Source organism: Pseudenhygromyxa sp. WMMC2535 (assembly GCF_011083025.2).
Genome location: NZ_JABJWV010000001.1, coordinates 703,931 through 717,307 on the forward strand (window position 1 = coordinate 703,931; position 13,377 = coordinate 717,307).

A 13,377-nucleotide genomic window follows, 5' to 3' on the forward strand; every position below is an offset into this window, starting at 1 on the left:
GCCGGTCCGCCGACTGCTAGAGTCCGGCCGTGTCCGAAGCTGGCAACGAGGATCTCCTGGAAGCGCGCCTCTCCGAGGTCGACGAAGCCATCACCTACGGAGAATTCGAGGCGGCCGCGTCGCTCCTCGACGCCCTCGAAGACGAGCTCGGGCAGGACCACGCCGACGTCCTCTATCAGCGGGCCGTGCTCGCCTGGGAGCGCGAGGGACCCGAGGCCGCCGTCGAGCTGCTCGACAGCCTGCTGCGCCGCGAGCCCGAGTACGCCGACGCCCACTACGCCCGGGCGCTGATCTGCGAGGAAGCCGACGACCGCGAGGGCATGCTCCGCCACTTCGAGTCCGTCCGCCGCCTCGACGCCCTGGCCTTCGAGGAGTCCGGCGGCGTCGCCGAGGGCGAGCTCGACTTCATCGAGGCGCAGGCCGAGGCCGCCCTGGACACGGTCCCCGAGCGCTTTCGTGACCTCCTGTCCAACGTCCCGGTGGTGCTCGAGGAGCGCCCCAACCTCGAGCTCGTGCGCACCGGCTTCGACCCCCGCGCGCTCGGGCTCTTCGAGGGCCTCGAGCACGCTCAGCAGGCCAGCGAGCTCCACACCGCGCCCACGCGCATCGTGCTCTACTACGGCAACCTGCTCGCGACCTTCCACGAGCAAGACGACCTCGCCGACGAGATCGAGGTCACCTTGCTGCACGAGATCGGCCACTACTTCGGCCTCGACGAGGACGAGGTCGAGCGCCTCGGCCTGGCCTGAGCGACCCCGCCCAGACCCGCCCCCTCACTCGAGGCGATACATCGAGATCCCAGGGGCACCCCCAGCCTTCGTCGGCGCCGGCGGCCAGGCGAACGTCAGCGAGTTCGTCGACGTCCACCTCGCCTGCCAGTGACGCGGCCAGTGACGCGAGCAGGCTGCCCCAGGCGCCAGGCAGGCCTCAGCCGCTCGCCTGGAGCTCGACGGTGAAGCAGGTCCCGCGCCCGATCTCGCTGGCGTAGCTGATCTTGCCTCCGTGCGCGCGCATGATCTCGCGGACCAGGGGCAAGCCCAGGCCCGTGCCCTCGACCTTGGTCGTGCAAAACGGCTCGAACACGTCGAGCTCGTCGGGGATCCCGGTGCCCGTGTCGACGATGTCGACGAGCACCCGCCCTTCCTTGCCGCCGGCCCGCGCACGCACCACGAGGGTCCCGCCCTCGGGCATCGCCTCGATCGCGTTCTTGCACAGGTTGAGGAAGACCTGCTCGAGCTTGTCGGCGTTCCCGAGCACCGGGGGCAGGCCCGGCGCGATCTCGGACTCGACGCGGACCCCCTCGGGCGCGAGCGGTCGAACCTGACGCGCGAGCACCCCCTCGAGCACGCCGCGCAGCTCCATGGCGCGCAGCGAGAGGGCCTGGGGTCGGTTGAGGCTGCGAAATTCCTCGAGCAGCGCGTTGAGCCGGAGGATCTCGGACTTGATCGCCTCGACGCGCAGCAAGAGCGGCTCGTCCTCGTGGATCCGCCCCAGCCGGCGCTCGAGCATCTGGACCTGCAGGTACATGCCGTTGAGCGGGTTGCCGACCTCGTGGGCGAAGGTCGAGGCCAGCGTCCCGATGCTCGCCAGGTGCTGCGCCCGGGCCAGCTCGCCCTCGAGCGCGCGCCTGTCCGTGACGTCCCAGCCGACGCTGAGCAGCCCGACGATCTTGCCCTGGCTGTCGTGCAGGGTCTTGCCGTACCACTCGATCTCGCGCGCGCCCCCGGACTTGGTGCGGATCGCGTTGACGTTGGCGACGATCTCGAGGTCGTCGATGGCCTGCTCGAAGAGCGCGGAGATCCGCGGGCGCTCGTCCTCGACGATGAAGGTCTTGAACCAGTCCCGGCCGCGGACCTCGTCGAGCTCGTAGCCGCTGAGCTCGCGCATGAAGGGGTTGAAGAACACGATCCGCCCCTCGGGATCGAGGACCAAGACGATGGCGTGGGCCGTGTCGCACAGGCGCTGCGCGAAGTCCCGCTCGCCGAGGCCCTGACCAAACATCTCGCTCGGGCGCGCGAGCAGCTCGAGCGCGAGGCCGCCCTCGTCCTCGACCAGCCACTGGCGCGCAGCGGTCGAGCGCGGCCGCCCAGCGCTGTCGAGGAAGCGCAGCGTGAACGGCTCGCCCTCGGCGGCGACCTCGGCTGCGTCCCCGCCCGCGCGCGGGAGCGCGAGCCGAGCCGCGTCCTCGGGAAGGACCCTGGCCTCGAGCGTGGCCAGCTCGGCGTAGCAGTCAGCGAGCGGGAGCCCGAGCAGCTCCGCGAAGGCCGGGCTGAGGTACTCGACCACGCGCGGCGGGCCGAGGCGCACGCGCAGCGCCAGCTCCGACGTCCGCTCCAACAGACGCCGATAGACCTGCGAGTCGACGGGCTCCGCGGTCATCCGGCTAAGGTATCAGGACTCCACCCCGCCGTCATCGAAGTCCCGTCACGTGCGCGGATCAACCCAGATTCAGCCGGCCGCGGGGCCGCGGCTCAAGCCTGCGGCGGCGCGACCTCGCGAGTGAGCGCCCCTCGCTCTTCGCTGACGATCAGCACCGCGAAGCGCTCGACGCCCTCGAGGGAACTGGTCGAGAGCGAGGCGTAGTCGAAGGCCCCGCGCAGGTCCGTGTAGCCATCCTTGTAAAACGCGACACTCCCGCCGCGGCCGCGGGCGTAGACCTTGACGTAGACCCCCGCCAGCGGCCGCCCGCTCTCCCGCGCCCCCACCCGCAGCTGCCCGAGGGCCTCGCTGATGCGCACGCGCAGGTCGTGGGCGTAGTTCACGCGGACTGCCCGCGCGCCTCCGCCCGCGAGCTCGATGACCGCGTTGCTCCGGCGGTAGCCCGCGGGCAGCTCGACCCGCAGCTCCCCGCCGGCCTCGGGCAGCGCGATCTCCTGGCGGTAGTTGGGCGCGACGATCGAAAAGCGCGCCGAGGGATCTTGCATGAAGGGCTGGCGCGAGAACAGCAGCTCGATATCGATCCGGTGCAGGCGAAGCTCGCAGCGCGTCAGGCCATGGTGGGAGATCACCAGCGCCTCGCCCTCGACCTCGACCTCCAAGCTCGGCTCTCGCTGCGCGAGCACGGCCTGCTCCTGATCGCGGTCGTCGGCGTCGACGAGCCGCGCCCCCTCACCCTCGGCCTCGTCGAGCACGGCGAGCAGCGCGACGAAGCGCTTTCGCCAGCGATCCACGCCATACTCGGCGTAGCGCTCGGCGATCGACCTGGCCGCCGCCAAGCCGGCCGCGTCCAGGCGACACAGCGCCACGTAGGCGCGCAGGTAGTCGTACTGCATGCGGCCCACGACCGCGCTGGGGTCGACGCGCTCGAGCAAGGCGATCGCCTCGGCGACGCGACCCTGGTTGAGCATGTGGGCGCAAGCGGCGAGCAGGGCCTCGGCACCGGGCTCGCGCACATAAGTCAGCGCGGTCAGGAACTCGCGGTAGTGAATCGCGAAGGACTCGTTGAGGACCCGCAGCTTGGCCCCCAAGCGGTGGGCCCGGGCGTTGATCAGCGGCGTGTACTCGAGGTGCTCGAGCCAGCCGTGGACGAAGGGATCGACGCGGATCAGCGCCGCGTCCACGGCCCGGCCGCAGCCGCGCAAGAAGGTGATCTCGTGGCGCAGGTAGGTCGCGCAGGCCTCGGGCTCGGCGTGGAAGAGCGCGTAGGACCACAGCGCTTTGCTGTAGACGTGGCGGCGAGTGAGCAGCTCGAGCACCGCCGAGAACAGCCCGCGATCGCGCATCCGCCACTGGATCCGCGAGAGCTCGACGCGCTCGAGGTTCTCGCGGGCGAGGAAGGCGAGCAGCTCGGCGTCATCCCCCCGCTGCGAGACGTGGGCCCAGGACTCGTGGTCGACGCTGCGCGGGCGCGAGACCACCTCCAGGCTGGTCGGCTCGGCGAAGGCGACCAGCCGCTGGTCCTTGGCCGCGTGGGCCGGGAAGTGGGAGAAGCGCCCGGGGCTGGGGAAGTAAAATTGATATTCGAAGGCGTGGGTCCCGTGGGGCTCGAGGCCGACGAGGTGCTCGCGGGTCGGCTTGCCCCCGGCCACCGGCAGCGAGCCAGCGGGCAGCTGCACGAGCAGCTCGAGGGTCTGGGCCGCGGCCGTGGGGTTGGTCAGGACCACCCGGCAGGCGTAGATCGTGTGCACGAGCAGCTCGCCGCGCACGGGCTTCTCGCGGCGCTCGTTGCCCTCCCAGCGCTCGCGGTCGCCGGCGCAAAAGTACTGCTGGCTGACCATCACGCCCACGCCCTCACCGGGCTCGGCCGCGGTGATCTGACGGTGATAGGCGATCAGCGGCGTGGTCGCGCGCAGCTCGAGGCGCGCGCCCTCGCTGTGCGTCGCCGAGGCCTCGGCGGCGAAGGGCAGATCGAGGACCGCGAGCGCGCCCATCATCTCGGCGAAGCTCGAGGTCGCGCGCAAGAACTCCCCCGAGAGGAAGGGGCCGTCCGCGGGCACGTGCGCGGCGAAGTCCCGCCAAAACGCGCCCACGGGGATCAGCTCCGGGCCCTGACTCTCGAGGTGCAGGCGATAGTAGTGGGTCTCGGCCCGCTCCTGGGTCTCGTCCGCGGGACGAAACAAGCGACGCGAGCGCTCGCGGGCGTCGAGGTCCGCCCGCGCGCCGGCGCCTCCCCCCGCCCGGCCCCCGAGCGCGGAGGCGAAGCCCTCCGCATCCGCGCCCTCTTCGAGCTCCTCGAGGGCCGCCTGCTCGCGCTCGATCTTCTCGGCCTTCTCGGCCAGCTCGAGCGCCGACCCACGCATGACCTCCTCGGCGATCTTCTTGCTGGCCGCCCGCCCCCGCTTGGCCGCGCCCTTGGGCCGCGCCATCTGTGGGCTGACCGGGGCCGGGCTGCGCGGCGCCGGTGGAGGTGCGGCCATCGCCTGCCTCGCGGCCGCGCGCACGCCCTGGCCGTCGCTGGTGCTCAGGGCGCTGGCTTGCAAGACCAGCTCGAAGACCGTGTTTTGTCCGGCCGGGTCGGGGGGCAGGACCTCGTAGCGCTCGCGGATGTGCCGGCTCGTCGGCCCCTGCGGCCCGCCCTCGCCGGCGCAGCGCCCCGCCAGCAAGATGCGCTCGAGGGTGTTGAGGCGGCCGTAGGCCCACGGCTCGAGGTAGGCGTCGAGCGCCTCGCCCAGGAGGTAGCGATCCATGAAGGTCCGCTCGCGCTTGTTGGCGAGGTGCGGGCGGACCACCGCGGCGAAGAACTCGGGGTCCTTGCGCGCCAGGAACAAGCTGAGCTCGTGGCAGGCGTACTTCGAGTAGCGCTCGCGCTGCTCGGCGGGCGAGAGCGTCGGCCAGCGCGTCACGAATTCGAACTCGCGCAGCAGCACGTTCTCGCTCGCGCTGCGCAGCAGCGCGTAGGCCTTGGCCAGGCTGTCGACGAGCTCGAGCTTGGCCGTGCGCAGGTCCTCGACGACCAGGCCCTGCCCAGGCGCGAGGCCCTCGTGGCGCCGACGCTGGATCACGTGGGCCGTGGCCGGGAGGGCGTCGAGGACCCGCAGGTCTCGCGGCTCGATGCTGCGCTCCGGCAGGCGCAGGCGCCTCGTGGCCAGGCCATCGGCGTCGCTGACCACGACCTGGACCAGGCTCGCGCCAGCCAGCAGCGCCGCGTCGACGCGGACCTCTCCGGCCGCGTCGGGCACGAGGCCGACGCAGGCGACCCCGGGCTGCGGCAGGAAGTCGAGGTTGACGTAGGACTTGTCGCGAGACGCCCCCTTGGAGCCCCCGCCGCCGTCGTAGCCCATGCTCGCGGAGGCCGACGGCGCCGCGCCGTAGCTGCCACCGGCGGCCGCGTGGGCCAGGCTCGTCGAGGTCCGGCGCCGCGCCCAGGGGTTGAGCAGCATGCTCGGGCGCGCGAGCATGTTGCCGGCGAAGCGCTCGCCTCGCTGGCGCTCGAGGATGTAGCGGTGCTCGTCGCCGATGTCTCGGCCCGAGAGGTAGCGGGCCCGCGGCGCCTCGACCTCGCGGGTCGCCAGGCGCGGGCTCGGATCCCGGTCGAGCTGGGCCCGAGGATCTCGCGGGCCCAGGTAGCGGCTCGCGAACACGTGGACCTGGGCGTCCTCGGCCACCCCGTCCACGCGCACGCGCAGGACCTCTCGGTCTCCCTCACCCCCGGCCTCACCCCCGGCCTCCCCCCCCGCCTCGAGCGCGAGCTCGGCCACCCGCGCGAAGCGGCGGCGACCGAGCTGGAGGTGGCGGCGTGGCGAGAGCGCCCAGCCAGCGACCCGCTGCGCCCCGCCGACGCGCAGCTCGATCTGGGCCCGGCCGTCCAAGAAGCGCAGCAGGTAGTCCCCCGGCTCGAGGCCGGCGACGCACAGCTGGCCGTCCTCGACGCGCAGCGCCGCGCCCAGCTCCCGCACGAAGCCCTCGCCGCGGCGCTCGAGCAGCGTCGCCAAGGCCTCCCCCGCGCCCTGCTTCGCCTCGCTCGCCGGCGCGTCGTCCAGGGGCAGGCGCAGGACCTCGCCGGCGCCCAGCTGGATCAGCCGGGGCACGTGCAGCTCGGCTTGGGGCAGCGCCCAGCGCTGCGTCGCCCCGCCCTCGAGGGTCGCCTCGAGCGTGGCGATCCCCGGCAGAGCCCCCAGCTCCACGCGCCCGCGGGCGTCGCTTTGCACGGCCAGGGCGAGCTTGTCGCGAAACTCGCGGTGCTCGATGAGCAGATTGACCGCGAGCCCCGGGCGCGGCTCCCCGGACTTTCCGCGCACCTCGAGCACGTAGCCCTCGGCCGCGGGCAGCAGGTGCAGCCCGGCGATCGCCGCCTCGCCGTCGATCACGTTGAGCTCGAGGACCTCGCAAAAGTAGAGGTCGAGCTCGCGCTGCTGGCTGACGTTGCGGGCCTTGGCGTCGAGGCGCAAGAACAGCCGCCGGAGCCCCGCGGGGACCTCGAATTCATGGCAAGCCTCGGCCCAGCGCAGGCCCTCGTCGTCGCCGGCGAGGCGCAGCGGGACGCGGTCGCTGGTCCGCACGCCCTGCTGATCATCGGCGTTGATGCTCAGCACCGTGTCGTGCAGCAGCGCCGGCGGGAGCGCGACCCCGTGCAGGCTCAGGCGGGCGCGGACGACCAGCTTGGCCCGCGCGCCGGCGAGCAGCTGCTCGCGCTCGACGTGGAAGCCGGCCTCGAAGTCGTAGTCCTCGGTGCGCAGCTCGAGCGGGCGGATCGCGGTGACCTTGCCGTGGCACAAGAGCAGATCCGCGCGCCGAGAGCGGTGCACCCAGGGCAGGTAGATCTCGTGGCCCTCACCCTCGGCCCGGTACTCGCGGCCGCCAAAGACCACGCTGGCCGCGGGCAGGATCTGCCCCTGATCGTCGAGGATCGTCAGGGCGTGGCCGGCCGCGCTCGGGCGCTCGAGCACGCGCAGGTCACCGATCTGGATCAGCGCCCGGTTGCTGCGCCCGCCGCCGATCAGCTCGATCACGTAGGCCCCCGGCTCGCAGATCCCCGGGAACTCGAGGCGCCGGCGCACCCGCTGGGTCGGCGCCGCGTCATAGTCGATCGTCCGCTCGTCGTTGGCCACGATCCCGTCGAGATCGAGGTCCGCGTCGAGGGCCCGGCCGTGGGCCTGGTAGTAGGCCCGGGTGTCGATCTCGAACACCTTGACCAGCAGCGTCGCCACGTTCTTGACCTCGACCGCGAGCGCGACGGGCTGCCCGGGGGCGAAGCGCTCGGGGTTGTCGGGGGCGAAGCGGATCTCCACGCGCTCGGCGATCCGCCGGTAGTCGCTGGGATCGTCGAGCAACGCCGCCCAGGCCTCGCTCTCGCGGCTCGCCCCTGCCCCCGAGGCGGCGAGGATCTTGGCCTCGGCGAACACCCGGCGCAGGTAGTCGGCGTCGACGAGCTCGATCAGCGCGCGGAAGTCCTGGACGGCCGGATCCGCGAAGCGCTGCTCGAGCAGCGCGCGGATCAGCGCCTCGTCGTCGCCCACGGGCGGCAGCCCGGTGATCCCCGAGAAGTCCGCCTGCAGATCCGCCCACTCGACGGCCTCGCCCCGGGCCGTGCGCAGGCGCTGCTCGAGGCCCCCGCGGGCCGCCGAGCGCGGCAGCTGAAGGTAGGTCTCGAGCGCCCCCGGCTCGAGCGCGACGCCGCGACGGCGGGCGTGGTCGAGGCGGTGATAGAGCACGTGGACCGCGAGCGAGGCGTGGGTCGGCGGGAGCGCGCCGACGTAGGCCCAAAGCGCGTCCAGGTGCGCGGCCCGGGCCTCGCGCTCGCCCTCGAGGTCCACGTCGGGGCCGGGCATCAGCCGCGCGCAGCGGGTCTCGACGAAGCGGTGATCGGCGAGCAGCGCGGGCCGGTGCGCCGCCAGGGCGTCGAGCTGCGCGAGCGTCATGCGCGTGTGGATCGCGAACCCGCCAAAGCCCCGCGAGTGCCGGTCCTCGAGCTCGCGCAGCACGTGCTCGACCAGGCGCGGGTGATCTGGAAAGTCCTGGCGACCCAGCCAGTCGCGCAGACGCGGGAGCGAGAGCTCGCGCGCGCCCAGGCGGCGCAGGGCCAGGTCGGTGCAGCCCTCGAAGTTCGCGTGCTTGCGCAGGGCCTCACCCTCGAAGCGCGCCCGCGAGACCAGCTCGGGATCGAGGCGCGTCGCCAGGCTCCCCGCCGTGCCCTCGACCTCGGGCTGATGATCGAAGCGCAGGCCCAGGCGCCAGCGCAGGTGCTCGCAGCTGGCCTTGGGATCGCGGGGGAAGCCGAGCAGCGCCTGGCGATCGCGGATCTCCTGGACGCGGGCGGTCTCGCCGTGACGCGCGACCCAGGCGCTGAGCAGCCCGTCCACGGCCTCGAGCTCACCGCGCAGCTGATGGTTCAAGCAGCGATAGAAGAAGTCGTCCTCGCTCCCGGGGGTCAGCTGCGCGAGGGCTTGCTCGCGCTCGTCGGCCGGGCTCAGGGCCAGCGCCTCGAGTTGCTCGAGTTCCATACCCCGCGAGTGTAATCGCGCGCGGCCGCTGCCGTCGCCCGATTTTGGCGACCGCTCAGCTGATCTGGCCGCGGAAGCGCCCGCGATAGTCCGAGAACGACTCGGCGAGGAGCTCCGGGCTGAAGCCGAAGTCCTCGAGCTCGTAGCGGTGGCCCCCGACCCGGGGCGGGCGGTTGGCGGTCAGCCACTCGCCAGCATCTGCGAGGGCCTCCGTGTCGACCCGAAACTCGAGCTGACGCCCGAGCCGACGCACGACCTCCCCCGGCGCGGCGATCAGCTCGCGGTAGGGGATGTCGATGAAGCGCGCCGCCGGCAGCGTGGCTCGGCTGCGCTCGAGGGCCTGGAGGCCGCGCTCGAGGATCCGCAGGGAGTAGGCCCCGATCTCCGCGGCGCTGCGCGGGGCGTCGCTGTCGACGCTCTGCATCGTCGCACACATGCTCGCCAGCGAGGGCGCGACCTGATCCGGGTCGCGGTGCAGGTGGATCACCGTGGCGTCGGGGTAGACGGCGAACAGCTCCTCGAGCTGCCACAGGTGGAGGGGATCTTTGAGCACCAGCCGCGGCTGCGCCCCGCCGCGGCGGTGGACCAGCGCCCGCAGCCAGCGGCGGTGATCCGCGTAGGCCGGGCGCATGTCGCCGCTGCCGAGGTGCTCGACATAGCTGGGCACGAACCACGAAAACGCGTTGTGCAGCGTCGAGAAGCTGTTGCGCAGCAGCCAGTTGCACTCGTCCGGCCAGTCCGGATCCATGGGGTGGATCGCCCGCAGCTGCGGCGCCGCGGCAAAGAGCGCGTCGAGCTGGGCCTGGGCCTGCGCGCGCAGGCTGTCCTCGGACGCGCCGGCGGGCGGAACCGGCTCGCGCAGCTGCCACAGCGGCGGCGCCCACAGGCCCTCGACCCGGGCCAGCAAGTTGAGCAGCAAGCTCGTGCCCGTGCGCGGGAAGCCGGTGATCACCACCGGCCGCTCGATGGCGATGGTCGCCAGCGCGGGCTCCCGGGCCTCGAGGCTCGCCAGCGCGACTCGGCGCTCGAGCTCACGCATGATCCGCTCCGAGGCCCGCGCGCGACCAGCGGCAGACAGCCGCGCCTCCCGGCGCAGGGCCCCCAACAGCGCCCGAAAAGCAGGGACGAAGGTGTCTTCGAGGGGCGCCTCGACCCCGGTGCGCGCCGCAGCGGCTGCGAGGAGGCTGTCTTCGTCGAGGGCGACCATGCCCCGAGAGGAGTACCACGGCGCCGCCGCCGTGACCGCGTGTCGCGTCGACACCCGCCGACGGCGGCGCTAAAACCCGCCCGGTGACCGAGCCCTCCTCCGAGCCCATCGAGCCCGACGGGGCCGCCCCCGCCGCCGGCGAAGCAGAAGACGCCCGAGACGCGGAGGCGCGCCGCCGCACGGGCCTGAAGGTGCTGGTGGTCCTCGGCCTGACCCTCGCGCTGCTCATGCTGATCTTCGGCGCGACGACCTCTCGCAACTACAAGCAGTTCGAGGACTATCGCCGAGTCACCCTCGAAGATCCCCAGTCGCCGCCCGCCTGGGAGCGCGAGCAGCTCGACGTCGACGGCTGCGTCGACGCGGTGCTCGACTGGATCGAGGCCTGCCCCGGGGTCTCGAGCTGGTGCGAGGGCTCCCTGCCCGACGTCACCAACCTCTGCCTGGGGAGCGTCGACTCCCGCAGCTACTGCGAGGACGCCGGCGAGGAGATCGGCTCGACGCGCTTTGGCTACCAGGCCTGCGCCGAGCGCTACGACGAGATCGAAGAACACTATGCTCGGCGCGCGGCCAAGAAGCACTGCGCGCTGATCTATCGTGTGATCGCCGGGCACTGCCGCGACGAGCTCAGCGGCGCACGCTGACACCGGCACCGCGTCACCAGCGCGGAAGCGCTCATGGCGAATTATTTGCGCTCACTCTAGCTGACAAAATGTCAGCGATGCCCAGACACCGTGACATGAGGACCGTGAAGGGCCTCTGGGTCCCTCCTCAAGTCACCGAGATCTGGTGATAAAGGGATCGGCCTCGAACTTGCTAGAACATCCGCTTCGATGTCCGACCCTAGCGCGCCGACCGTGCTCGTCGTCGATGACGAGGCCAACATCCTCGAGGCTCTCCAGAAGGTCCTGAACAAGGAAGGCTTCGAGGTGCTCACGGCCGGCAACGGCCGCCGCGCCCTCGAGATCCTCCGCCGTCAGCCCGTGCAGGTGATGATCACCGACCTGCGCATGCCGGGCATGACCGGCGACGACCTGCTCAAGGCGGTCAAGGCGATCACCCCGGAGGTCGAGGTGATCGTGATGACCGCCTACGGCACGGTCGAGAACGCGGTCGAGGCCATGAAGCTCGGGGCCTACGACTTCGTGAGCAAGCCGCTCAAGCGCGCCGCGGTGGTCTCGGCGGTCCGCAAGGCCCTCGACAAGCAGGTGCTCGTGGCCGAGAACCGCGAGCTCAAGGCCCAGCTCGCCGCGGTCACCAAGCGCGACATCATCGGCAACAGCCAGGTCATGCGCGCGACCCTGGAGATGGCCCGCCAGGCCGCGAATTCGTCGGCCACGGTGCTCTTGCTCGGCGAGAGCGGCACGGGCAAGGAGCTGCTCGCGCGCTACATCCACGAGCACAGCCCGCGGGTCAACCAGGCCTTCGTGGCGACCAACTGCGCGGCGCTGCCCGAGTCGATCCTCGAGTCCGAGCTCTTCGGCCACGAGAAGGGCGCGTTCACCGGTGCCGTGCGCGCTCGCCCGGGTCGCTTCCAGGAGGCCGACGCTGGCACGCTCTTCCTCGACGAGATCGGCGAGGTCCCCCTCCAGGTCCAAGTCAAGCTCCTGCGCGCCCTGCAGGAGGGCGAGGTCGAGCCCGTCGGCGGGCGCACGACCAGCGTCGATTTTCGCCTGGTCTGCGCGACCAACCGCGATCTCACGGACGAGGTCAAGGCTGGGCGCTTCCGCGAGGACCTGTTCTATCGCATCAACGTGGTCCCCATCCGTGTCCCCCCGCTGCGCGATCGTCTCGAGGACGTCCCGCTGCTCGCCGACCACTTCCTGCGCATGTACACCACCCGCCACGCCAAGGCCGTCGAGGGCATCTGCGACGAGGCCGTCGAGATGATGGCCAACTACGGCTGGCCGGGCAACGTGCGCGAGCTCGAGAACGCCCTCGAGCGCGCCGTGGTCCTCGCCCGCGGGTCGGTGATCCAGGTCGATGATCTCCCGCCGGAGCTGCGCGACCCTCAGGCCGGACACGGACGCCAGCTGACCTTCACCGTCGGCACCCCCCTCGAGGAGGTCGAGCGCCGGATGATCATGGAAACCCTCAAGTTCACCCGCGGGGACAAGCGCCTCGCCGCCGACCTGCTCGGCATCGCCACGCGAACCATCTACCGCAAGCTCGAGTCGGGGCTGATCCGCGACGAGAGCTATACCCCGCAAAAGAGCAAAGATGGCGACGGCAAGGGCGTGATCCACTGAGACCCCCAGGAGTGCCGCAGCGATGGAAGCCGCGTTCAAGAAGTACTTTTGGTTGATCAGGCTGGTCGGCGTCGCCATCGTGGTGCTCTTCGCCGGCAGCGCCCTGGTCAACTTCGTCGGCACCAAGGTGCTGCTTCAGCCCGCCGGTGAGGCCGTCGTGCTGAAGGACGACGAGGCGCTCGACGAGGACGAGGCCGAGGCCCAGCGCCTCGAGCAGCAGCAGCGCATGCTCGAGAAGCTCGCCGGCGACGCCCCGACCACCGCCTCGCGCAAGCGCCAGGTCGCCGACGCCGTGCTCGCGGGCAGCATCTTTTGCCCGACCTGCACCCCGCCGGAGTTCATCGAGAACGCCGCCGCCGTGCCTGGCGTCAACGCCCCGGTCCGCCCCGGCGAGATCAAGAGCCGCCTGCCCCTGCAGCTGCTCGCGACCATGGAGTCCGACGACCCCGAGTACTCCATGGCCACGATCCTGCACACCGACAGCAACGTGCTCGCGGCCTACGTGCCCCAAGACGAGCTGCGCACCAACGTCGTCGTCCAGCGCGTCGAGCGGGGCAAGGTCGTGTTCCGCAACGGCCAGCAGCTCGAGTACATCGAGCTCGGGGCCGAGCCGCCGCCCGTCGCCGCCGCCCCGGCCGCCGCCCCGGAGCCCGAGACCCGCGAGCGCAAGCGAAACAGCCGCGAGATCGAGGGCGCGACCGAGGCCATCCAGTGCGACTCCGACTACGCCAGCTGCTCCGTCGACAAGGCCTTCGTCGAGAAGCTGCTCGCCAACCCGGCGCAGCTGACCAAGCAAGCCCGGATCGTCCCCGCCGTCCGCGACGGCGAGACCACCGGCTACAAGTTCTACGGCATCCGCCCCGGCAGCCTCCCCAAGCTGCTCGGGCTCAAGAACGGTGACCTGCTGACCTCGGTCAACGGCCAGCAGCTCAAGTCCATCGATCAAGCCATGGGTCTCTACACCAAGCTCCGCCGCGCCTCCCACCTCTCGGTGGTCATCGAGCGCAAGGGGCAGACCATCAACAAGGAAATCGACATCAAATGA

The 13,377-nt window shown here is 71.7% G+C and carries 7 protein-coding genes; 4 read left to right on the forward strand and 3 right to left on the reverse strand.

The features are described 5' to 3' along the window. Positions 1–29 precede the first annotated feature (29 nt). Positions 30–749, forward strand: a complete 720-nt coding sequence (locus G6O69_RS41860; RefSeq protein ID WP_172301942.1) for a metallopeptidase family protein — start codon at positions 30–32, stop codon at positions 747–749. A gap of 178 nt (positions 750–927) precedes the next feature. On the opposite strand, the gene G6O69_RS02600 is transcribed toward G6O69_RS41860, so the two are convergent. From G6O69_RS02600 to G6O69_RS02610, 3 genes are all read right to left on the reverse strand, one after another. Next, a complete protein-coding gene (locus G6O69_RS02600; protein WP_172301943.1) occupies positions 928–2,379 on the reverse strand; it encodes an ATP-binding protein in 1,452 nt (483 codons plus the stop codon). A 92-nt stretch (positions 2,380–2,471) separates the two neighbouring features. Next, positions 2,472–8,879, reverse strand: a complete 6,408-nt coding sequence (locus G6O69_RS02605; RefSeq protein WP_172301944.1) for a hypothetical protein — start codon at positions 8,877–8,879, stop codon at positions 2,472–2,474. 55 nt (positions 8,880–8,934) lie between these two features. Then, positions 8,935–10,140, reverse strand: coding sequence for a sulfotransferase (locus tag G6O69_RS02610; RefSeq protein ID WP_172301945.1), 1,206 nt, complete (start codon positions 10,138–10,140; stop codon positions 8,935–8,937). A 29-nt stretch (positions 10,141–10,169) separates the two neighbouring features. On the opposite strand from G6O69_RS02610, the gene G6O69_RS02615 reads away from it, so the two are divergent. The 3 genes from G6O69_RS02615 to gspC all read left to right on the forward strand — a co-directional run bounded on the left by G6O69_RS02615 (position 10,170) and on the right by gspC (position 13,377). Further along, entirely contained in the window at positions 10,170–10,727 is a 558-nt protein-coding gene (locus G6O69_RS02615; RefSeq protein WP_172301946.1) for a hypothetical protein, read from the forward strand. Between the two features lie 189 nt (positions 10,728–10,916). After that, positions 10,917–12,332: a sigma-54 dependent transcriptional regulator gene (locus G6O69_RS02620; RefSeq protein WP_172301947.1), complete on the forward strand. Its 1,416-nt coding sequence runs from the start codon at positions 10,917–10,919 to the stop codon at positions 12,330–12,332. 22 nt (positions 12,333–12,354) lie between these two features. Next, complete coding sequence (gspC, locus tag G6O69_RS02625; protein WP_172301948.1) at positions 12,355–13,377, forward strand: type II secretion system protein GspC; 1,023 nt, start codon at positions 12,355–12,357, stop codon at positions 13,375–13,377.

What these genes read in the sequence shown, in the direction of transcription:
- G6O69_RS02600 (WP_172301943.1), bottom strand. Translation starts at nt 2,379, where the DNA reads ATGACCGCGGAGCCCGTCGACTCGCAGGTCTATCGGCGTCTGTTGGAG.
- G6O69_RS02605 (WP_172301944.1), bottom strand. Translation starts at nt 8,879, where the DNA reads ATGGAACTCGAGCAACTCGAGGCGCTGGCCCTGAGCCCGGCCGACGAG.
- G6O69_RS02620 (WP_172301947.1), top strand. Translation starts at nt 10,917, where the DNA reads ATGTCCGACCCTAGCGCGCCGACCGTGCTCGTCGTCGATGACGAGGCC.
- gspC (WP_172301948.1), top strand. Translation starts at nt 12,355, where the DNA reads ATGGAAGCCGCGTTCAAGAAGTACTTTTGGTTGATCAGGCTGGTCGGC.